This is a genomic window from Paenibacillus sp. RC84 (assembly GCF_041260495.1).
GTDB lineage: Bacteria > Bacillota > Bacilli > Paenibacillales > NBRC-103111 > Paenibacillus_F.
The window spans coordinates 38063-60021 of the sequence record NZ_JBGBYL010000018.1 but is presented as its reverse complement, the minus strand read 5'-3'; the positions used below and the strand labels follow the sequence as shown (position 1 = coordinate 60021).

The following is a 21959-nucleotide window of genomic DNA, read 5'->3' as shown; positions in this document are numbered from 1 at the left end:
ACGAGGTAGATAGGTTGGAGGTGGAAGCACAGCAATGTGTGGAGCTGACCAATACTAATCGGTCGAGGGCTTGACCTACAAACCTGTACGGTCGTACAGGTTACATCGAAAGCATATGCTTAGGTTTTTTCCGACAGGAAAAGACCGCATCGAAAGCATATGCTACATATGCGCCACAAGATCTTTGGATGGATCGACTGCACGTTTCGCTGCTAGTTTTCAGGGAGTAACGAAAACCTCTATGAATTTATTTCATAGAGGTTTTTTGCTGTATTTGCATATTTTTCAGGATAGCGTTAAAACTAAAGAGAGGAAGTTCCACTTAACTGTTTATCAGGTACTTGCAAAGTAATATGGAAATGATTATAATTGAGTCAAGGTCAAAGAAAGTCAAAGTCAATTTACTTCTCAACAACGGGAGGCTGAATTGATGCGTAATGTTTCCGAGATTATTGAGCAATATCTAAAGCATATACTGCAGCAAAGCCCCGAAGGGTCCATTGAGATCCAGCGGAACGAGCTCGCTGATCAATTTCAGTGTGTGCCGTCTCAGATTAATTATGTCATCAGCACACGATTTACCCTTGAAAAAGGCTACGTGGTGGAAAGCAAGCGCGGAGGCGGGGGTTATATCCGGATTCAGAAGATCGAACTCAACGCCTACGGTTCGCTGCTGGACACCATCATGACTACCATTCGTGAAAGTATAGATCAAGCGTCGGCCGAAGGGTTGATTTACCGTCTGGAAGAAGGCCGGTTGATCAGCCGGAGGGAAGCTGCCATCATTAAAGCGGCAATATCGCGGGATGTGCTTCAGTTTAAGCTTCCTTTGCGGGATGAAGTCCGTGCCCGGATTTTAAAGGCGATGCTGATATCCTTACTGAGCAAATAAGGAGGGGTTGACGTGCTTTGTCAAGAATGCGGCAAACGGCCCGCAACGCTTCATTTTACGAAAATTGTTAACGGTGAGAAAACAGAGTTTCACTTCTGTGAAACATGCGCCAAAGAGAAGGGGGAGCTGATTCCCGGAACGCCGGGAGGTTTCTCCATTCATAATTTGCTTTCGGGCCTGCTGGACTTCGATCCTTCCTCCGGGACGGTCTCAAGCAAAGCGCGTCCGATAAGATGCGAACACTGCGGACTTACGTATTCACAGTTCAGCAAGCTGGGACGTTTCGGCTGCAGCCACTGCTATGAAAGCTTTCAGGATAAGCTGGATCCCCTGTTTAAGCGGGTTCACGGCAATACGCAGCATGTCGGCAAAGTGCCGAAACGTTCCGGACAGGAGATCGAGCAGAAGCGTGAGGTGGAGCGTCTCAAGAAAGAACTTCAGACGTACATCGAACAGGAAGAATTCGAGCAAGCGGCTCAACTGCGAGACCGTATTCGCGACCTCGATAAGAAGTCAGCCGGCAGCAGTTAACTTCGACGCCCGCCTCAAACCTTTGAACTTGGAGAAAAGGAGGGTTCCTCTTTGAGACATTTTGTCAAGGAAGCATTAAGCGAATGGATGAAAGGGGACGGTCCCGATTCGGATATTGTGATCAGCAGCCGCATCCGTATAGCCCGGAATCTGCAAGATTATCCGTTTCCTATGTTGGCCGCGAACCAGCAGTCCGCGGAAGTGCTTGAGAAAGTTTCAGCTGTACTGGACAATGAAGATTTAAAAACGATCAGCGACTTCACGCTTGTACCGCTCTCGGAACTGAATGAACTGGAGCGGAGGATCCTGGTGGAGAAGCATTTGATCAGCCCGAATCTGGCAACCGAATCGCGGAACGGAGCCGTTATCCTTAATGATAACGAATCTATCAGCATTATGGTGAATGAAGAGGATCATCTTCGGATTCAATGTCTGTGTCCCGGATTTCAAATTAAAGAGGCCTGGGATCTGGCGAACCAGATTGACGATATTTTCGAATCTCAGCTAGACTACGGCTTTGACGAAAGACGCGGCTACTTGACCAGCTGTCCTACGAATGTGGGAACCGGTATACGGGCTTCGGTCATGATGCATCTGCCCGCTCTTGTTTTGACCCAGCAAATCAATCGAATTCTATCGGCGGTTTCACAGGTCGGTCTGACAGTCCGGGGCCTATATGGCGAAGGAAGCGAAGCGTTGGGAAATTTATTTCAGATTTCCAATCAGATTACGCTCGGCCAGTCCGAAGATGAAATCATTGATAATCTATATAGCGTAGCCAAACAGATTATCGAACACGAGCGCGCCGCAAGAAGGCAACTCATGCAGGAATCCAGAATACGTATAACAGACCGCGTTATGCGGTCATACGGAATTTTGACTCACGCTTCGATTATCGATTCCAAGGAAGCGGCGCAGCGGCTATCCGATGTCCGCCTTGGCATAGATCTTAATTTAGTGGGGGAAGTTCCCGCACACACCATGAATGAGCTTCTTGTGATGACACAGCCGGGATTCTTGCAGCAAATAGCAGGGGAGCTTTTATCTCCAGACGACCGGGATATCCGGCGTGCCCAAATCATCAGGGAAAGATTCAAGCCGTGTCATAACGTTTAATGGTACTATACGACTTTCGTTCGAAATTACAATGGAGGTGCTAAGTATGATGTTTGGAAGATTTACGGAACGTGCACAGAAAGTTCTTTCCCTTGCACAGGAAGAAGCAGTACGCTTGGGTCACAACAATATAGGTACAGAGCATATCTTGCTGGGCCTTATTCGCGAAGGCGAAGGCATTGCGGCCAAAGCGCTGGTGGCTCTCGGACTCGGGCTTGAAAAAATTCAAGATGAGGTCGAATCATTAATCGGCCGCGGACAAGAGCAGCCCTCCAATATCGCTTACACACCGCGTGCCAAAAAGGTCATTGAACTTTCGATGGACGAAGCCAGAAAGCTTGGCCATACGTACGTAGGTACGGAGCATATCCTGCTCGGTCTGATTCGCGAGGGAGAAGGGGTTGCGGCACGCGTGCTGAACAACCTGGGCATTTCCTTGAACAAAGCCCGCCAGCAAGTCCTGCAGCTTCTCGGAAGCAGCGAGGTCGTTTCGAGCAATCACGGCAGCGGCAACAACGTCAACACGCCTACGCTGGACAGTCTCGCGAGAGATCTGACGGCTATCGCCAAAGAAGGCAACCTGGACCCGGTAATCGGACGTTCCAAAGAAATCGAGCGTGTTATTCAGGTTCTCAGCCGCCGCACCAAAAACAACCCGGTTCTGATCGGGGAGCCGGGTGTAGGTAAAACGGCTATCGCCGAAGGTCTCGCTCAGAAGATCATCAACAATGAAATTCCGGAAACGTTAAAAGATAAGCGTGTCATGACGCTCGATATGGGTTCTGTCGTGGCAGGCACCAAATACCGCGGTGAATTTGAAGATCGTCTGAAGAAGATCATGGATGAGATCCGCCAGGCGGGGAACATCATTCTCTTCATCGATGAGCTGCATACCTTGATCGGCGCCGGCGGTGCAGAGGGTGCGATTGATGCCTCCAACATCCTGAAGCCGGCTTTGGCTCGCGGCGAACTGCAGTGCATCGGGGCCACCACTCTGGATGAGTACCGCAAATACATCGAGAAGGATGCCGCTCTGGAGCGCCGCTTCCAGCCGATTACGGTGGATCAGCCGACTCCGGAAGAAGCGATCCAAATCCTTCACGGACTGCGTGACCGTTATGAGGCGCATCACCGGGTGAAAATCACCGATGAAGCTATCGAGGAAGCAGTCAAGCTGTCGGATCGCTATATCCCCGATCGTTTCCTGCCTGATAAAGCGATCGACTTGATCGATGAAGCAAGCTCGAAAGTAAGGCTTCACTCTTACACGGTACCGCCTAGCTTGAAAGAGCTGGAGCAAAAGCTCGAAAACATCCGCAAGGAGAAAGACGCGGCTGTTCAAAGCCAAGAGTTCGAGAAAGCTGCATCTTTGCGTGATACCGAGCAAAAACTGCGCGAAGAACTCGACAGCACGAAGAACGATTGGAAAGAGAAGCAGGGACGCATGGACACGGAGGTGACTCCGGACGACATTGCCCAGGTGGTTGCAAGCTGGACCGGAATTCCGGTACGCAAACTGGCTGAAGAGGAGACCGAGCGTCTTCTTAAAATGGAAGACATCCTTCACAACCGTGTGATCGGCCAGGAAGAAGCGGTTAAAGCGGTCAGCCGTGCAATCCGCCGTGCAAGAGCGGGTCTGAAAGATCCGAAGCGTCCGATGGGCTCCTTTATCTTCTTGGGGCCGACCGGTGTAGGTAAAACCGAGCTTGCCCGTGCTTTGGCGGAATCTCTGTTCGGAGACGAAAATGCCGTTATCCGCATTGATATGTCCGAATATATGGAGAAACACTCCACGTCCCGTCTCGTAGGAGCGCCTCCGGGATATGTAGGCTACGAAGAAGGCGGCCAACTGACTGAAAAAGTACGCCGCAAGCCTTACTCCGTTGTCCTGCTTGATGAAATCGAGAAAGCACATCCGGAAGTGTTCAATATCCTTCTGCAAGTGCTGGAAGATGGACGCCTTACCGATTCCAAAGGCCGTACCGTTGACTTCCGCAACACCTTGATCATCATGACGTCCAATGTGGGCGCCGATACGATTAAGAAAAATTCGACGCTTGGCTTTACGGCTGTCCAAGATTCCGGCAAAGATTATAACAACATGAAGGACAAAGTAATGAACGAGCTGAAGAAAAGTTTCCGTCCGGAGTTCTTGAACCGGATCGACGAAATTATCGTCTTCCACTCTCTCGACGAGAAGCATATTGCTGAAATCGTCAGCCTCATGGCCGATGAGCTCCGCAAACGCCTGAAAGAACAGGAAGTCGACTTTATCCTCACCGATAACGCGAAGAACTTCCTGGCTAAGGAAGGCTTTGATCCAAGCTATGGAGCAAGGCCGCTTCGCAGGGCGATCCAGAAACACATTGAGGACCGTCTTTCCGAAGAACTTCTTAAAGGAAGCATTTCCAAGGGCGACTCCCTTACTATAGACGAAAAAGACGGTGAACTTGTTGTACTTCGGAACGAAGAAGCGATGACGCAGACCAAGTAAGGTATAAAATCAAGCATTTTGCGGTGCGCAGCTGTACCGCAAAATGCTTTTTCTTTTGCCAAGTACTTTCATAGCATTCGCAAAAATGGTAAACTTTGAATGACGCTGGAACGGTTTGCCCGTTTTACGCGTAGAAACAGAAGGGGAACTTCGCGCCATGAGTAAAATAAAAACGAAATTCATCTGCCAGCAGTGCGGGTATGAAACCCCGAAGTGGCTCGGCAAATGTCCCGGCTGCGGAGCGTGGAACAGTTTTGCCGAAGAAGTAGAGACGGTTGTCAAGACGCAGGGAATGAATTCTTCTTTTCTGCGGACGAAAGAAAAACCGACTCCGATCATAAACATAGAAAGCAGCGTAGAGCAGCGTGTGCTTACGGATAATGGCGAGCTCAACCGCGTTTTGGGCGGCGGGTTCGTCCCCGGTTCGCTCATACTGGTCGGGGGAGATCCCGGTATAGGGAAATCAACGCTGCTCCTGCAAACCTCGCACTCGCTGACCAAAGAGGGGCGGAAGGTTCTGTACATCTCAGGCGAGGAATCGATTCGTCAGACGAAGCTTCGCGCGGATCGGCTGGATGCCGTTTCGCCGAATCTATACGTGCTCTGCGAAACGAATATGGAAGTGGTTGAAGAGGCGATTCAGGAAGTCCAGCCGGATTTTCTGGTCATCGACTCCATTCAGACCGTCTACCATCCAAGCGTATCCTCCGCCCCGGGAACCGTTTCCCAAGTACGTGAATGCACAAGCCATTTCATGCGCATAGCTAAGCTTAAGAATATAGCGACGGTTCTTGTCGGCCATGTAACCAAGGAAGGCGCCATTGCAGGACCGCGCCTGCTTGAACACATGGTGGACTGTGTGCTTTATTTTGAAGGGGAACGGCATCACACCTACCGCGTTTTGCGTGCGGTTAAAAACCGGTTCGGTTCAACGAACGAAATCGGCATCTTCGAAATGCGGGAAACCGGGCTGGCCGAAGTGAGCAATCCGTCGGAGCTTTTCCTGTCCGAGCGCCCGCTTGGCGTAGCCGGGTCTACAGTCGTCGCCAGTATGGAAGGAACGAGACCGGTCCTGGTTGAGATACAGGCGCTTGTCTCGTCAACCAATTTCCCGTCTCCGCGAAGGATGGCTACGGGAATCGACCATAACCGGCTATCGCTCATTATGGCGGTCTTGGAGAAACGGGTCGGCCTGTTCCTTCAGAGTCAGGACGCTTACTTGAACGTAGCCGGCGGAGTCAAACTCGATGAGCCGGCCGTCGATTTGGCCGTGGCGATAAGCATCGCCTCCAGCTTCAAAGAGCAGCCGACGCAGGCTTACGACGCCGTGTTCGGCGAGATCGGGCTCACGGGAGAGGTCCGCGGCGTATCGCGTATCGACCAGCGGGTCAAGGAAGCGCAGAAGCTCGGTTTCCGGCGCGTCATCATGCCTGAGAAAAGCCTCAAGGGCTGGACGCCTCCAAAGGGCATCGAAGTGGTCGGCGTAAGTACGGTGTCCGAAGCTTTAAAAGCGGCATTGGACTAGTCTAAAAGTCTGTGGGGCCTGACTAGTTCGGCCCTGCAAGACGGATCTATTGAAAACAAGGCATAGCGGAACACGCTCGGCTAACAGAACGGAAATGCTTCAGGAGGATTAACATGAGCAAAGAAGAAACTAAACGAGACGTCATGAGCCAACTGCTCCAGCTGGTCGCTCCGGGTACGCCTTTCCGCGATGGGCTCGAGAACGTGCTTCGTGCCAAGACGGGAGCCCTGATTGTCGTCGGATGTACTCCGGAAGTCATGGAAATCGTGGACGGCGGATTTTCCATCGACTGCGATTTTACGCCAAACTATTTGTATGAATTGGCCAAAATGGACGGAGCCATTATTCTAAATGAAGATGCCAAGAAAATTTTATATGCGAATACCCAACTCATTCCGAACTCTTCGATTCCATCGACCGAGACGGGAATCCGGCATCGTACCGCCGAGCGAGTTGCCAAGCAGACGAATAAACTGGTTGTGTCTATTTCCCAGCGGCGGAATATTATTACCTTGTATCAAGGAAACCTGCGATATTCCCTCAAAGATATCGGGGTCATTCTGACCAAGGCGAATCAGGCGATTCAGACGATGGAACGATACAAGACGGAACTGGATCAGTCCTTGATCAATCTGGGCGCTTCCGAGTTCGAAGAGCTTGTGACTCTGCATGATGTCACCAATGCTATTCAGCGGGTAGAAATGGTGCTGCGTATTAAGAACGAGCTCAACAGATACATCACGGAGCTTGGAACCGAAGGACGCCTGATTTCCATGCAGCTAGAAGAACTGGTCGGTAATACGGAGCTGGAAGTGCGTCTGCTTCTGAAGGATTATGTCCGGGAGCTCAGCGAAGAGAAGATCAAAGATATTTTGCTGGGGCTCAAGCGTCTCTCTTCCGAAGAATTGCTCGATCCGCATCACATTATCCGGTTGCTCGGCTATCCGCACACCAACGCCGTATCGGAAGAACTTGTTTCTCCGAGAGGGTTCCGGGTACTCAATAAAATTCCGCGGCTTCCTTCCATCATTATCAGTAATTTGGTGGAAAAATTCGGTCGCTTGCCTCACATCACGGTGGCGACAATCGAAGAGCTGGATGAGGTAGACGGAATCGGAGAGGTCCGGGCGAGAGCGATCAAAGAAGGACTGCGCAGAATTCAGGAGCAAGTATTAATTGACAGGCATATTTAAATTGCATACAATCATAAAGTATAAATATGGGTTGGATCACGTTGTTTTAATGGGGTACAGTATATTTAGAGGTGGACTAAACTAATATGATAACCAAATCGCTTCCTAGCTTGTTTACTGTTGGGAATCTGTTTTTAGGCGTTCTGGCCATTATTCTCGTGTTTAACGAAAGACCGGATACGGCGGCCGTACTTGTCATTGTGGCTATGCTGCTCGACGGTCTGGATGGACGAGTTGCTCGTGCGCTCAACGCACAGAGTGAGTTTGGTAAAGAACTGGATTCGTTGTCGGATGTCATTTCGTTCGGTGTAGCACCGGCATTCATTATGTACGTTGTCGCATTCGGCGATATCCGCCCTGCCGCGGCAGCTTGGGTCGTAACGGCAATATTCCCGATTTGCGGCGCTCTTCGATTGGCACGGTTTAATGTGGTGGCAGGTACACCGGGTTACTTTATCGGCTTACCTATTCCGGCGGCAGGCGGCATACTTGCAACGCTGGCATTGTTCCACACCGAGCTTAATGTCTATGTTCTACTGGTCAGCACAGTGCTGCTTTCCTATCTGATGGTGAGTAACGTCAAATATCCGAACTTTAAGAAAACGGGCATTCCCAAGGCCGCTATCTGGATTACACCGATCATTGTGATCATCGCCGTTATTATCGGAATCAGCAAACCATCGTTCATTTCCAAAATGATTTTCATACCGCTTGTGATCTATGCGCTCTATGGCTTAAAAAAAAACGTTGATCGCCTCTTCGTTCTTCGCCGCAGAAAGCGTAAAGGCATGGAAACGTCCGAAGATCTGGCGAATTCAAAAACTCATCTATAAAAAAGAGCAGGGAGCCTAAGCTTCCTGTTCCTTTTTTTTGCCGCTAATCAGTATCGCAGTGAACAAAAAAAGCATCTATTTTCATCCGGGCTGCGGAGGAGAATACATGCTTTTTTTTCTTCTATACTAAGACATATTGAAAAATCCGAGTGTCGAGCATTTTTTCGATTCGTCTTCGAGCACTTTTTCCAAGTTCACATCAAGAAGATTGCTCAGAGCGGAAAGATAAAAAAGGTGCTTGCCGATTTCAGTGGAAATCGCCTCCATGCAGTGTTCGCACAATTGGCCTTCCAAGTGGGTTTGCAGCTCGATTTTAGCCTGATCCAATGTCATTTCGGGAGAATACTCCTGTTTCTTGGCATTGACTTCAACGCAGCCGCATTCGGTAATCGATTTGATGACAGAGCGGTTCACACCGGCATTGGATTGTTGGAATTTGGACAATACATCAAGCAGGCTGCGGTGGCGAAGCAGCAGCTCGCCAACTTGTTCCTGGAAATCTTTCAGGGACAGGGCATTCATCTCATGCACCTCATTTTAGTTTCGTCTCCATCTCATTATATAGAAATTAGGTTAGCGAGGCAATCTGACACCTCCTATGTGTTTATACATCCAACATTTGGAACATACTTGTAACAGGGGAGAGGATCCTCTTACTTTGGATGATGGAGGTGAATCCGTAAGATGAAATGGATTCAATGGATTATTGCCGTCTTAGGTGGTGCGCTCGGTTACGGGTGGAGTGATGCCATTATTCAATTATCGGGAATCAACGGTGGAGCGGTTGCGGATTACACGGCAGCTGGAGCGGGATTTGTCGGGATGTTTATCGTGTCATGGATAGGCATGGGCCTTATTTTAAGACTGGTGCAGCGCGGAGAAAACAGCTTATCGCAAATGCCCGCTTCCGATCTTCTTCCGGCCGCATTCGGTACGATCATGGGGCTGCTTGCAGCCGTGCTGGTATTCCCGGCGCTTGAACGGGTTCATGTGGTATTGGCGGGCATGGCTACCGTTCTTCTGGCCGTCATGGGCGGCCGGATCGGCTATGGTAAGAGCGAGGAAATTTTCGAACTTCTGAGCAGCCGAAAAGACGGCGGAAGCGGCAAAGGAAAAATGCCGGAGGAGCATAAGATTCTCGATACGAGCGTGATCATAGACGGACGGATTGCGGACATTTGCAAAACCGGATTTATTGAAGGGACGCTGGTTATTCCGGAATTTGTCCTAGAGGAGCTTCAGCATATCGCGGATTCTTCCGATTTGCTCAAACGTAATCGCGGCAGGCGCGGATTGGATATTTTAAATAAGATTCAGAAGGAACTTGACGTGAAAGTTCTTATCTATGAAGGCGACTTCGAGGAAATTTCCGAGGTGGACAGCAAGCTTATCCGGCTCGCCAAAGTGCTTCAAGGTAAAGTGATCACCAACGATTATAACTTGAACAAGGTTTGTGAGCTCCAGGGCGTGTCCGTTCTGAACATCAATGATCTGGCGAATGCCGTAAAACCGGTTGTCCTCCCCGGCGAAGAGATTCTGGTTCAGGTCATCAAGGACGGTAAAGAGCATGGACAAGGGGTAGCGTATCTGGATGACGGAACCATGATCGTCGTGGAAGGCGGACGGGACTTTATCGGTTCCCTGCTTGAGGTAATGGTTACAAGTGTCCTTCAAACGTCAGCGGGAAGAATGATCTTCGCGAAGCCGAAGCTCTTGGAAAAAGCGCAATAAAGGGTTATCATAGGGAGAGTATTTCGCTGGGGCTGCAGCTTGGCGCGTTAAAGCAGAAGAAGAAAGCTGCAGCAGAAAAACCCGGTGGTAACCGGAGGTATGCAGGTGAATAAAGTCGGCGTCATCGTCGTTGCGGCAGGCAGAGGTTCACGAATGCGGACGGCGGAAAGTAAACAATATCTGGAGCTGGCGGGCAAGCCGATTTTGGTACATACGCTGGAACTCTTCGAGAAGATTGCCCGCATCGACTCCGTCGTGCTGGTGACCGGGGAAGAGGACGTCCCGCGCTGCGAATCGTATGCCGCTCGCTACGGGCTGCATAAAGTCAGCCGGGTTATAGCCGGCGGGGCAGAACGGCAGGACTCCGTCCGGTCCGGACTGGAGGCGCTCGGCGCGGACACGCAGTGGGTGCTTGTCCATGACGGCGTCCGCCCGCTCGTTACCGAGGAGCAGGTAGGCGCCTGTCTGGACAAAGCCATAGATACGGGTGCGGCCGTGCTGGCCGTTCCCGTTAAAGACACGATCAAGGTCGTGAGTGAGGATGGCCAGATCATGTCCACACCCGACCGCAAAAGCTTGTGGGCGATCCAAACGCCGCAGGCTTTTCGGTTTTCTCTTTTAAAAGAAGCGCATGAGGAGGCAGTCCGCGACGGATTCCTTGGCACAGACGATGCCATGCTTGTCGAACGGGCTGGGCATACGGTGCATGTCGTAGAAGGGGGTTATGCCAATATCAAAATCACCACCCCCGAAGATCTGCCATGGGCGGAATGGTTGTTAGGCAACAGGAGAGGAGAATAGACGGATGATTCGAGTGGGACAAGGATTTGATGTGCATCAGTTGGCGGAGGGCCGCCCATGTATTATCGGAGGCGTTACGATTCCGTATGAAAAGGGATTGTTGGGGCATTCGGATGCGGATGTACTGCTTCATGCCATTACCGACGCCATACTGGGGGCGCTGGGTTTGGGCGATATCGGCAAGCATTTCCCGGATACGGCTGCCGAATTCAAGGATGCGGACAGCCTGGTACTGTTGAAGCGAGTCTGGTCCCTGGCCAGAGAACGTGGTTACCGGCTCGGCAACGTCGATTCCACGATTATCGCGCAGAAGCCTAAGATGGCTCCGTATATTCCGCAAATGGCGGAAATTATTGCCCGGGCGCTGGATGCGGAGCTGGAGCAGGTGAACGTGAAAGCGACCACTACGGAGCAGCTCGGCTTTACCGGAAGAGGCGAAGGAATCGCGGCGCAGTCGGTTGTTTGTTTGATAAAAGGTGTGCTATCATAAATTATTATTTCAAAGGATCCCGTAAGGGAAAACGGAAGAGAGGCTAATACCATGAGTACCCCACTCCGCGTACGTTACGCACCGAGTCCGACCGGACATCTTCATATCGGTGGAGCCCGTACCGCTTTATTCGATTATTTGCTTGCTCGTAAAAACGGCGGCCAATTCGTGGTCCGCTTCGAAGATACAGACCAGACCCGCCATGTCGAGTCCGGCGTACAGAATCAGCTCGACGGCTTAAGCTGGCTGGGGCTGAAGTGGGACGAATCCGTCGACATCGGGGGTCCGTACGCTCCTTACCGTCAGATGGAACGTCTGGGCCTGTACCAGCCGTTTATCGATCAACTGCTGAACGAGCGGAACGCGTATCACTGCTACTGCACCGAGCAGGAGCTCGAGCGCGAACGGGAAGAGCAGGAAGCGCGCGGAGAAACTCCGCAGTATTCGGGAAGATGCCGCCACCTGACCGCCGAACAGAAGGCGGAGTTCGAAGCGGAAGGACGTAAGCCTTCTATCCGGTTCCACGTACCGAAGGATAAGATTATCGCATTTAAAGATAAAGTGCGCGAAGAGGTCGAATTCGAAACGAACGGAATCGGCGACTTTATCATCGTCCGTCCCGACGGAATTCCGACCTACAACTTTGCCGTTGTACTGGACGACCACCTGATGAAAATCTCCCTCGTCATTCGGGGCGAGGAGCATCTGACGAATACACCGCGCCAGATCATGCTGTATGAGGCGCTCGGCCTGCCGGTACCGGATTTTGTGCATCTTTCGCTGATCCTCAACCCGGACCGCAAAAAAATGAGCAAGCGCGACGAATCCATCATTCAATTCGTACAGCAGTACAGCGAATTGGGTTACCTGCCGGAAGCGGTCGTGAATTTCATCGCTTTGCTGGGCTGGTCTCCAGGAGGGGAAGTGGAGATGTTCACGCTGGAAGAGCTTGTAGAGCAATTCGATCTGGACCGTGTTTCCAAAAGCCCGGCCGTCTTCGATATGGACAAGCTCAACTGGATGAACAATCATTACATCAAACAAGCGCCGCTTGAAAGAATCGCCGGACTGGCTGTTCCTCACCTTCAAAAGGCGGGGCTTATACCGGCGGAACTCTCGGAGGACCAGCAGCGCTGGGCGACCGAACTCGTCGGCTTGTATCAGGAACAGCTTCGTTACGCTGCGGAGATCGTAGATCTTGCCGAGCTGTTTTTCCGGGAAAAGCTGGCTTTCGACGATGAAGCGGCCGCGCTGCTTGCCGAAGAGCATGTGCCGGTCGTGGTGCAAAGCTTCTTGAAACAGGTGGAAGCGGCCGACAGCCTGGCGCCGGAAAATGTGCAGAAGCTGCTTAAAGCCGTGCAGGCGGAAACCGGTTATAAGGGCAAACAGCTCTTTATGTCCATCCGCGTAGCTTTGACAGGACAGATGCACGGAAGAGACCTGAACATGACCATCCATCTGTTAGGCCGCGAAAAAGTACAGGAACGGCTTCGCGCCTTATTGTAAAGCTGTCTCTTTTGAGCTATACTGATACCAACTTTATACGATTATGAACAGCGCCGAACAGGAGAGTACCCATAAGACGGAATCTCCAGAGAGGATAACCGAGCGGCAACCCCGCTGGGCTGAAAGTTATCCGATCCCTTTATGAGGAAATGCACCTGTGAGCTGCTGCGCCGAATGATGGTTGTCCATCTGTAGGTTCAGCCGGGTCGTACCCGTTAACAACGCAGAGTTGGGAGACTTCACAGTCACCAAGCAGAGTGGAACCGCGATTATACGCCTCTGCAGCCTTAAGGCTGCGGAGGCTTTTTAATTTTTGCCAGGAGCAGTTGGTAGGAGCTAAGCATCCCAGAAACGAATAAGAAGGTGATGAACCTTGTGGAAAACCATACGTTCTGATATAAAAGCCGTCTTCGACAATGATCCTGCCGCCCGAAGCTGGTTCGAGGTTGTGTTTACTTATTCCGGGCTCCATGCCATTTGGGCGCATCGGATTGCTCACTGGTTGTATACCCGCAAGCTGTTTGCGGCGGCACGTATCATTTCGCAGTTCAGCCGTTTTATGACTGGCATAGAAATCCACCCGGGAGCGACAATCGGCGAAAGGTTGTTTATTGATCACGGGATGGGGGTAGTGATTGGCGAAACGTGTGAAATCGGCAATGACGTTATTCTTTATCAGGGAGTCACCCTCGGCGGAACGGGTAAAGAGAAAGGCAAGCGGCATCCGACGATCGGCAGCAAGGTGGTTATCTCCTCGGGGGCCAAGATACTGGGCTCCTTCAAAGTGGGAGACAATGCGATGATCGGGGCCAATGCGGTCGTGCTTAAGGAAGTTCCCGCAAACTCTACGGTAGTGGGCATTCCCGGAAAGATTGTAAAAAGGGACGGAATCCGGGTCAACCGGCTGGATCACGGCAACGTGCCCGATCCGGTACTTGATCTTTGCCGCACTTTACAGGTGCAAATCGACGAATTAAGGGAACAATTAGAAGAAGAGAAGATCAAGAATGGAGGCGTTAGGGAGCATGACACTCAGAATGTTTAATACGATGACAAGAGAAAAAGAAGAATTCAAACCTCTTGAACCGGGCAAGGTGAAAATGTACGTGTGCGGCCCGACCGTATATAACTATATTCATATCGGCAACGGACGCCCGGCGATTTTCTTCGATGTCGTCCGCCGCTATTTAACCTATGTCGGTTACGAAGTGACCTATGTAGTGAACTTTACGGACGTGGACGATAAGCTGATCCGCAAAGCGGAAGAAACGGGAGAGACCGTCCAGGAGCTGGCCGACCGTTTTATCGCCGCCTATATGGAAGATATGAAAACCCTCCGCATCGAGCCGGCCACGATTCATCCCCGGGTAACGGACAACATGGAGATCATTATCACCTTCATTAATTCGCTGGTGCAGCAGGGCTTCGCTTACGAGAATGGCGGAGACGTGTACTACCGGACCTCCCGTTTCAAAGAATACGGAAAACTGTCTCATCAGAATCTGGATGAGCTTCAATACGGTATTCGCATCGAAGTGGATGAGCGCAAGGAAAATCCGCAGGATTTCGTCCTTTGGAAAGCGGCGAAACCGGGCGAAGTGTTCTGGTCCAGTCCGTGGGGCAACGGGCGTCCGGGCTGGCACATCGAATGCTCCGCTCTCGTACACAAGTACCTGGGAGAGTCGATCGATATTCACGGCGGCGGCGTAGACCTCACGTTCCCGCACCATGAGTGCGAAATTGCCCAGACGGAAGCCATTACGGGCAAGCCGATGGCGAAATACTGGCTCCACAACGAATTCCTCAATATCGATAACGAAAAAATGTCCAAATCCCTCGGCAACGGGGTGCTGATTAGAGAGATCGCCAAAAAGATCAAGCCGGAGACGCTCCGCTTTTTCATGCTGTCCTCCCATTACCGGAATCCGCTTAATTTCAGCGAAGACGGGTTAACGCAAGCCGGTAACGGATTGGACCGTATCCAGAATTGTGTGACCAACCTGAAGCACCGTCTCGGCATCGCTCAAGAAGATGCGCTGGACGATCAGGTAGAGGCGCGCGTGAAAGAAATCGAAGCCCAGTTTATTTCGAAAATGGACGACGATTTCAATACTCCCGATGCGATAACCGCTGTTTTCGATCTCGTCACGGAGGCCAACCGTGTGCTGCAGCAGGAGCGGGTATCGGCAGCTACGCTCAGACTGATTATGGGACGCTTCCGCAATTTCGATTCCGTACTCGGCATCTTGGCAAGAGAAGAGGAAGAGCTGCTGGATGAGGAAATCGAGGGACTGATTGAAGAACGCAATGAAGCGAGACGGGCGAAAAACTGGGCGCGCGCCGATGAAATCCGCGACCTGCTTACCGAGAAGGGCATCTATCTCGAAGATACACCGCAGGGTATCCGTTGGCGCCGGAAATGAATCTTTCCGATAAGATGAACCCGCAGCTGTTCCGGTACCCGCCTTCCCAAAAGCCCGAACTGCTCAACCCGCTGGTCCTTGCTTACGTCGGGGATGCCGTATATGAAATGTTTATCCGCCAGTACGTCATCTCCATGCCCAGCCAGCGGCCGAATCATCTGCACCGCGCGGCTACGCGCTACGTATCGGCCAAAGCGCAATCGAAAGCGCTGCAGGCGCTGATGCCTCTCCTTACGGAGGAAGAAACGGGCATCGTCAAACGCGGGCGCAACGCCAAATCCGGCTCGACGGCCAAAAATGCGGATGTGCTGGAATACCGGCACAGCACCGCATTCGAATCCCTGATCGGCTATTTGTACTATAAGCAGGCGTACGAACGCCTGAACTATATCATGGAAGCCTCGCTGGCGCCGGAGAAAATTGCGGCTTTGACGGCTTCGGAGTCAGCAGCGGGCACAGCTTCGAATCAACCCGGCGGTACGGACGCCGGCGCCGGAAGGGTTCAATCCGACGTATCCGGAGGGCCGGATGCAGCCGGAGCAGATCCGGAAGCGCCGTCCGATGCACACAAACTTTAAACAGAATCATTATAGGAGGCACGACCATGGAAGAATACATCGGCGGTAAACACTCGGTGCTTGAAGCGCTGCGCTCCGGCCGCACCATTCATAAAATATGGCTGAGCGAGTCGGCCCAGAAGCAGTTGGCCCAGCCCGTTGCCGCGGAAGCCAAGAAGCTTGGCGTCATCGTGCAGACAGCCGACAAGCGCAAGCTCGATCAGCTTGCTCCGGATTTGCAGCACCAAGGCGTCGTTGCCCAGGTGGCGGCATACGATTACGCCAGTGTGGATGACATCCTGGCGCGCGCCGAGCGCAAAGGAGAGGATCCGTTCATTCTGATCCTCGACGAGATCGAAGATCCGCATAATCTCGGATCCATTCTCCGTACAGCGGATTGCACCGGCGTGCACGGCGTCATCATCCCCAAGCGGCGTTCCGTCGGCTTAACCGCAACCGTCTCGAAGACATCGGCGGGAGCGGTGGAGTATGTGCCCGTAGCTCGCGTGACGAATATTTCCCAGACCATCGCCGATCTGAAAGAACGCGGTGTCTGGGTAGCGGGCACGGACGTGACTGCGGCCGACGACGTATACCGCAGCAATTTTAAAATGCCGCTGGCTCTGGTCATCGGCAACGAAGGCCGCGGAGTCGGTCGCCTCATCAAGGAATCGTGCGATTTTCTCGTGAAGCTGCCGATGCATGGACGGGTGAATTCGCTCAATGCATCCGTAGCCGCGGGAGTATTGATGTACGAGGTAGTCAGACAACGTACTACGGGATAACCTCGTATGAAAGAATTCCTGATTGTGGACGGCTACAATATTATCGGGGCCTGGCCCGAGCTGAAGCAGCTGCGTGACCGCAGTCTGGAAGAGGCGAGAGACAGGCTCATCACCATATTGGCGGAATACCAGTCTTTCTCCGGTGTAAAGGTTTATCTGGTTTTTGACGCGTACCAGGTCCCGGGACTGGGCAAAACGTACGTGCAGAGCAGGCTCAGCGTTCTGTATACGAAAGAGAAGGAAACGGCCGACGAACTGATCGAGCGTCTCGTTACTCAACTGACCGGCCGGCGTCGTCAGATTTACGTGGCGACCTCCGATATGACCGAGCAGCATGTGATATTCGGCAAAGGTGCGCTCCGTCTCCCGGCTTCCGAACTTTTCGTCAAAATTAAACAGAGCCGCACGGAGGTCCGCAAACGTATCCGGGAAGAGGCCGAGAGCGGCCGAAATACCTTTGACAGCAAGCTGAATGAGGAAATGCGGGAGATCTTCGAGAAATGGCGGCGGGGGAAGTAACATCAGACACTTTTGAAAAAGTCTGGAAAAAGAATGTCCGTTTGCATTGACGATGTAAGATTACATAATGTATACTTATCCTATCCTTTTTAGCAAACTTGGTAGTTTTGCAGGCCGGAGGGATTGTTGGTGAGTGTCGACCTCAAAGAGCTTAGAATGACCGATTACGATCTCAAGACTGACGAAGACATCGTCGACGCTGTCCATTGCGGCAACAGCGACGCGCTGGAGTATCTGATCAACAAGTATCGCAATTTTGTTCGCGCTAAAGCCCGTTCGTATTTTCTCATCGGCGCTGACCGCGAAGATATCGTGCAAGAAGGCATGATCGGTTTATATAAATCGATTCGTGATTTCCGTGGAGACAAGCTATCGTCATTCAAAGCGTTTGCAGAGTTGTGCATTACGCGGCAGATCATTACGGCTATTAAAACGGCGACCCGCCAGAAGCATATCCCGCTTAACTCTTACGTTTCGCTGGACAAGCCTATCTACGACGAGGATTCGGACCGCACGCTGCTGGACGTTATTTGCGGCTCGAAGGTTACGGACCCTGAAGAACTGATTATCAATCAGGAAGAATTCAGCGGACTCGAGGACAAGATGGGTGAGATTCTGAGCGATCTGGAACGCCGTGTGCTTATGCTCTATTTGGATGGAAGATCTTATCAGGAAATTGCGGTGGATCTGGACCGTCACGTGAAGTCGATTGACAACGCGCTGCAGCGGGTCAAACGTAAGTTGGAGCGTTACTTGGAAGTACGCGATTTATAGATGAGGCACCCTTTCGGTGAATGGGTGTTTTTATTTTTGTCGCCGGCGGATACTGGAAAATAAAGCACGTTTAAGGGAATGTCGGCTGGTCGATAATGAGAAGAGAACCCGGGTCGAGAAAGGGTTTTTTGCTGTGCGCGGGGCAGGATGTTATCCTTGACACCCCATACCGGTTATGTTAAAGTATTGCAGGTAGCCCTATCGCTTTTTTTTTGTGCGCAAAAAAGGGTATATCCTGATACGGGAGGTGTAACACATGCGAGTTGTTATGACGCTAGCTTGCACGAACTGCAAGCAACGGAACTATACTTCCAACAAGAACAAGCGTAACCATCCAGACCGTATGGAGTTCAAGAAATTCTGCAAATATTGCAATGAACATACCGCTCATCGCGAAACCAGATAGTCTGTGGAGGTGTAGTGCGTGGCTTTCTTAGCTAAAATGAAGCAGGGTTTCGGCTCCTCGTTCTCGTTTTTTGGTGAAAGCTGGAGCGAACTGAAGAAGGTCAAGTGGCCAACACGCAAGGAAATGATCAGCTATACGACCGTTACCCTTGTGACGGTGGCTTTCGTGACTGTCTATTTTTTCTTGCTCGACCTGGGGATCTCTGAGTTGCTGCGGCTTGTCTTCAAATAAATTCAGGAACTAGGTGGCAAATATGGAAAAAAGATGGTATGTCGTTCATACCTATTCAGGTTACGAGAACAAAGTCAAAGCCAATTTGGAGAAGCGCGTTGAATCTATGGATATGGCGGACAAGATCTTCCGCGTACTCGTACCCATGGAGGAAGAGCTGGTAAACAAAGACGGCAAGAAGAAAACCGTCATGCGTAAAGTTTATCCCGGATACGTGCTCGTAGAGATGATTCAAACCGACGATTCCTGGTATGTTGTTCGCAACACTCCTGGCGTAACCGGCTTTGTAGGCTCGACGGGTTCCGGCTCTAAACCGACTCCGTTGCTTCCGGAAGAAGTCGAATCTATTCTGAAGCATATGGGAATGGAAGAACCGAAACCGAAGATCGATTTCGATCTGAAGGAAACGGTTCGCGTGAAGGTAGGTCCTTTTGCGAATTTCGTCGGCACTGTCGAAGAAATTATTGCAGACAAGAGCAAGCTCAAGGTTCATGTCAACATGTTTGGTCGAGAGACTCCGCTGGAGCTTGAATTCCATCAGGTGGAGAAACTGTAGACTACATCGATTCAAATCCCTCTATTGAGGAAGTTTCTCTTGCGGAATCAGGTTGCTGATTCTGGCTGGTTCCTTAAGAAAAGCTTAGCCAGATCTGTTTCTTTCGCGGATGGGCTTTTGCTGGTGGGAGGGAAATGATCCCGTCGAACCACACTACGTGCAAGGAGGTGTCATCACACATGGCAAAAAAGGTAATTAAAATGGTGAAACTGCAGGTTCCTGCAGGGAAAGCGAATCCTGCTCCGCCAATCGGTCCTGCTTTGGGTCAAGCTGGCGTGAACATCATGGCTTTCTGTAAGGAGTTCAATGCTAAGACTGCTGATCAAGCAGGTCTGATCATTCCGGTTGTTATCACTGTATTCGAGGACCGTTCGTTCACATTCGAAACGAAAACGCCTCCGGCAGCCGTACTTCTTCGTATCGCAGCTGGCGTCGAAAAAGGTTCCGGCGAACCGAACAAGAAGAAAGTTGCAACGGTTAAGCGTGCGAAAGTTCGCGAAATCGCTGAAACGAAAATGCCTGACCTTAACGCTGCAACCGTAGAGGCTGCAATGCTTATGGTTGAAGGTACTGCTCGCAGCATGGGCATCACGATCGAAGACTAATTCGATTCGTAGGCTTCTCCTGGAAGCCGCAAAACAGTGGGAGGGCAATCCGTTACGACCACAGAGGAGGAATACAAATGGCTAAACACGGTAAGAAATATAACGAAGTGGCTAAGCAGGTTACTGCCGATGCACTTTATGAGCCGGCTGAAGCGATTGAGCTTGTTAAGAAAACAGCTCCGGCGAAATTTGATGAAACAGTTGATATTGCTGTTCGTCTTGGCGTTGACCCAAGAAAACAGGACCAGGCTGTCCGCGGCGTAGTTGTACTTCCGCACGGTACTGGTAAAACTAAGCGCGTCCTCGTATTCGCGAAAGGCGACAAAGCTAAAGAAGCAGAAGCAGCTGGCGCTGATTTTGTAGGCGATCAGGATATGATCAACAAAATCCAGCAAGGTTGGTTCGAATTCGATGTTTGCGTAGCTACTCCTGACATGATGAGTGAAGTTGGTAAGCTCGGACGTCTGCTCGGTGGTAAAGGCCTTATGCCTAACCCTAAAGCAGGTACCGTAACTTTCGACGTTACCAAAGCTGTTCAAGAGATCAAAGCTGGTAAAATCGAATACCGCCTGGATAAAGCAGGACAAATTCATGCTCCACTCGGCAAAGTATCTTTCGACGCTGACAAGCTCTCCGAGAACTTCAAAGCGCTGATCGACGCACTGCTCAGAGCGAAACCTGCCGCTGCTAAAGGTGTATACCTGAAAAGCGTTGCAATTTCCTCCACAATGGGCCCGAGCGTTCGCGTGAACCTTCAATCCTTCAGATAAGTTATTCTACGGTTGACATCTTATGTCGAACGTGATAACATTACTGAGTCGTTAGTTTAACAAACGAATATATAGACCGTAGACAGCAGGTGCCGATGGGAGCATCCCAAACAGCTTAATGTCCTGCCGAGGTGTTATGATATAAGTTCGGGTTATACCGGAAGTGTCATGCCTTCGTAGAGTCTACGAAGGCATTTCTTATGCTTAGGCTGCGGAAATGCTTGTAATAGATTCGGTGAAAACCAGATTGACAAGAAGTGAGGTGTACCTATGGCAAACGCAAAGATTTTAGCAGAAAAAGAGCAGATCGTATCCGACTTGTCGGAAAAACTACGTGCAAGCTCCTGTACAATCGTAACCGACTATCGTGGACTTAACGTTGCGCAAGTAACGGAACTTCGTAAGCAGCTACGTGAAGCAGGCGTAGAATTCCAAGTTCTTAAGAACTCGATGGTAAGACGTGCAACTGCTACCGCTGAGCTGACGGAACTGGATGCACATCTGACAGGACCGACTGCTATCGCGTTCAGCAAAGACGACGTTGTCGCTGCAGCTAAAATCCTTAACAACTTTGCTAAGAAAAACGAAAGCCTGAGCATTAAAGCGGGCGTTGTTGAAGGTAAAGTTGTGGATGTAGCTCAAATCAAAGCGCTGGCAGATCTGCCTTCCCGCGAAGGTCTTCTGTCCATGCTCCTCAGCGTGCTTCAAGCACCTGTGCGCAACTTCGCTCTTGCGGTTAAAGCTGTGGCTGAAAAGCAAGAAAGCGGAGCGGAAGCTTAATTTTTACCCAAAAATCATTCAAATGAATATAATGGAGGTTTAACCATGAGTAACGAGCAAATCTTGGAAGCCATTAAAGGCATGACAGTTCTTGAACTGAACGATCTGGTTAAAGCAATTGAAGAAGAATTTGGCGTCACTGCTGCAGCTCCAGTTGCAGTAATGGGCGGCGCTGCTGGCGGTGCTGAAGCTGCTGAGCAATCCGAGTTCGACGTAATCCTGAACAACGCTGGTGCTTCCAAAATCAACGTTATCAAAGTCGTTCGCGAAATCACTGGTCTTGGTCTGAAAGAAGCAAAAGACCTGGTTGACAACGCACCGAAGCCTATCAAAGAAAAAGTAGGCAAAGAAGAAGCAGAAGCAGTAAAAGCAAAACTCGAAGAAGCTGGCGCTTCCATCGAAGTGAAATAATTTTGCTTTACACGAGAAACCTCTTGAAGC

At 50.9% G+C, this 21959-nt stretch carries 25 protein-coding genes, 1 rRNA gene and 1 other annotated feature; of the genes, 25 read left to right on the top strand and 1 reads right to left on the bottom strand.

Features of this window, described 5'->3' with window-relative positions:
* The 8 genes from ABH899_RS28095 to pssA all read left to right on the top strand — a co-directional run.
* A 23S ribosomal RNA gene (locus ABH899_RS28095) occupies positions 1-78 on the top strand; the annotation flags it as partial.
* Positions 79-430: 352 nt separating this feature from the next.
* A complete protein-coding gene (locus tag ABH899_RS28090; RefSeq protein ID WP_009674502.1) occupies positions 431-892 on the top strand; it encodes a CtsR family transcriptional regulator in 462 nt (153 codons plus the stop codon).
* Between the two features lie 12 nt (positions 893-904).
* Positions 905-1423: a protein-arginine kinase activator protein McsA gene (gene mcsA / locus ABH899_RS28085; RefSeq protein WP_326053474.1), complete on the top strand. Its 519-nt coding sequence runs from the start codon at positions 905-907 to the stop codon at positions 1421-1423.
* An 87-nt stretch (positions 1424-1510) separates the two neighbouring features.
* Entirely contained in the window at positions 1511-2539 is a 1029-nt protein-coding gene (mcsB, locus tag ABH899_RS28080) for a protein-arginine kinase McsB (RefSeq protein WP_370002114.1), read from the top strand.
* A gap of 46 nt (positions 2540-2585) precedes the next feature.
* A complete protein-coding gene (gene clpC / locus ABH899_RS28075) occupies positions 2586-5033 on the top strand; it encodes an ATP-dependent protease ATP-binding subunit ClpC (protein ID WP_009674508.1) in 2448 nt (815 codons plus the stop codon).
* A gap of 157 nt (positions 5034-5190) precedes the next feature.
* Positions 5191-6558, top strand: coding sequence for a DNA repair protein RadA (gene radA / locus ABH899_RS28070; protein ID WP_370002113.1), 1368 nt, complete (start codon positions 5191-5193; stop codon positions 6556-6558).
* Positions 6559-6671: 113 nt separating this feature from the next.
* Positions 6672-7751, top strand: a complete 1080-nt coding sequence (disA, locus tag ABH899_RS28065) for a DNA integrity scanning diadenylate cyclase DisA (protein ID WP_009674485.1) — start codon at positions 6672-6674, stop codon at positions 7749-7751.
* A gap of 86 nt (positions 7752-7837) precedes the next feature.
* Positions 7838-8584, top strand: a complete 747-nt coding sequence (pssA, locus tag ABH899_RS28060; protein WP_218231799.1) for a CDP-diacylglycerol--serine O-phosphatidyltransferase — start codon at positions 7838-7840, stop codon at positions 8582-8584.
* 126 nt (positions 8585-8710) lie between these two features.
* Here pssA and ABH899_RS28055 read toward each other — a convergent pair whose 3' ends face one another.
* The gene (locus tag ABH899_RS28055) at positions 8711-9106 is read right to left on the bottom strand and encodes a hypothetical protein (RefSeq protein WP_009674494.1); all 396 of its coding nucleotides are present in this window, start codon (positions 9104-9106) and stop codon (positions 8711-8713) included.
* A gap of 162 nt (positions 9107-9268) precedes the next feature.
* Between ABH899_RS28055 and ABH899_RS28050 the strand changes: the two genes are divergently transcribed.
* The 17 genes from ABH899_RS28050 (at position 9269) to rplL (ending at position 21929) form a co-directional block, all read left to right on the top strand.
* Positions 9269-10315 (top strand): PIN/TRAM domain-containing protein, encoded by a 1047-nt coding sequence (locus ABH899_RS28050; protein WP_370002110.1) that lies wholly within the window; start codon positions 9269-9271, stop codon positions 10313-10315.
* A 99-nt stretch (positions 10316-10414) separates the two neighbouring features.
* Positions 10415-11116 (top strand): 2-C-methyl-D-erythritol 4-phosphate cytidylyltransferase, encoded by a 702-nt coding sequence (ispD, locus tag ABH899_RS28045; RefSeq protein ID WP_370002107.1) that lies wholly within the window; start codon positions 10415-10417, stop codon positions 11114-11116.
* 4 nt (positions 11117-11120) lie between these two features.
* Positions 11121-11606 (top strand): 2-C-methyl-D-erythritol 2,4-cyclodiphosphate synthase, encoded by a 486-nt coding sequence (gene ispF / locus ABH899_RS28040; RefSeq protein WP_103998026.1) that lies wholly within the window; start codon positions 11121-11123, stop codon positions 11604-11606.
* 51 nt (positions 11607-11657) lie between these two features.
* Positions 11658-13112, top strand: coding sequence for a glutamate--tRNA ligase (gltX, locus tag ABH899_RS28035; RefSeq protein ID WP_370002104.1), 1455 nt, complete (start codon positions 11658-11660; stop codon positions 13110-13112).
* 373 nt (positions 13113-13485) lie between these two features.
* Positions 13486-14157 carry a serine O-acetyltransferase gene (gene cysE, locus ABH899_RS28030; RefSeq protein ID WP_009674501.1) on the top strand — a complete coding sequence of 224 codons (672 nt, stop codon included), beginning with the start codon at positions 13486-13488 and terminating at the stop codon, positions 14155-14157.
* Positions 14138-15535, top strand: coding sequence for a cysteine--tRNA ligase (cysS, locus tag ABH899_RS28025; RefSeq protein WP_009674497.1), 1398 nt, complete (start codon positions 14138-14140; stop codon positions 15533-15535). Before cysE ends, cysS begins: the two co-directional genes overlap by 20 nt.
* Complete coding sequence (locus tag ABH899_RS28020; protein WP_370002101.1) at positions 15532-16113, top strand: Mini-ribonuclease 3; 582 nt, start codon at positions 15532-15534, stop codon at positions 16111-16113. Before cysS ends, ABH899_RS28020 begins: the two co-directional genes overlap by 4 nt.
* Positions 16114-16139: 26 nt before the next feature.
* Positions 16140-16877: a 23S rRNA (guanosine(2251)-2'-O)-methyltransferase RlmB gene (gene rlmB, locus ABH899_RS28015; RefSeq protein WP_009674512.1), complete on the top strand. Its 738-nt coding sequence runs from the start codon at positions 16140-16142 to the stop codon at positions 16875-16877.
* 6 nt (positions 16878-16883) lie between these two features.
* Entirely contained in the window at positions 16884-17396 is a 513-nt protein-coding gene (locus ABH899_RS28010; protein WP_009674489.1) for an NYN domain-containing protein, read from the top strand.
* Between the two features lie 129 nt (positions 17397-17525).
* Positions 17526-18170 (top strand): RNA polymerase sporulation sigma factor SigH, encoded by a 645-nt coding sequence (gene sigH, locus ABH899_RS28005; RefSeq protein WP_009674492.1) that lies wholly within the window; start codon positions 17526-17528, stop codon positions 18168-18170.
* A gap of 256 nt (positions 18171-18426) precedes the next feature.
* A complete protein-coding gene (gene rpmG, locus ABH899_RS28000; protein ID WP_082211310.1) occupies positions 18427-18576 on the top strand; it encodes a 50S ribosomal protein L33 in 150 nt (49 codons plus the stop codon).
* An 18-nt stretch (positions 18577-18594) separates the two neighbouring features.
* Positions 18595-18807, top strand: coding sequence for a preprotein translocase subunit SecE (secE, locus tag ABH899_RS27995; protein ID WP_009674493.1), 213 nt, complete (start codon positions 18595-18597; stop codon positions 18805-18807).
* A 22-nt stretch (positions 18808-18829) separates the two neighbouring features.
* Complete coding sequence (nusG, locus tag ABH899_RS27990; RefSeq protein WP_009674510.1) at positions 18830-19363, top strand: transcription termination/antitermination protein NusG; 534 nt, start codon at positions 18830-18832, stop codon at positions 19361-19363.
* 179 nt (positions 19364-19542) lie between these two features.
* Positions 19543-19968 (top strand): 50S ribosomal protein L11, encoded by a 426-nt coding sequence (gene rplK / locus ABH899_RS27985; protein ID WP_009674499.1) that lies wholly within the window; start codon positions 19543-19545, stop codon positions 19966-19968.
* Between the two features lie 77 nt (positions 19969-20045).
* Entirely contained in the window at positions 20046-20738 is a 693-nt protein-coding gene (gene rplA, locus ABH899_RS27980) for a 50S ribosomal protein L1 (RefSeq protein ID WP_009674490.1), read from the top strand.
* Positions 20739-20796: 58 nt separating this feature from the next.
* Positions 20797-20946: a sequence feature (ribosomal protein L10 leader region), on the top strand.
* Between the two features lie 62 nt (positions 20947-21008).
* Positions 21009-21518 carry a 50S ribosomal protein L10 gene (gene rplJ / locus ABH899_RS27975; RefSeq protein ID WP_009674491.1) on the top strand — a complete coding sequence of 170 codons (510 nt, stop codon included), beginning with the start codon at positions 21009-21011 and terminating at the stop codon, positions 21516-21518.
* A gap of 45 nt (positions 21519-21563) precedes the next feature.
* Entirely contained in the window at positions 21564-21929 is a 366-nt protein-coding gene (gene rplL, locus ABH899_RS27970) for a 50S ribosomal protein L7/L12 (protein WP_009674515.1), read from the top strand.
* Positions 21930-21959: the final 30 nt, after the last annotated feature.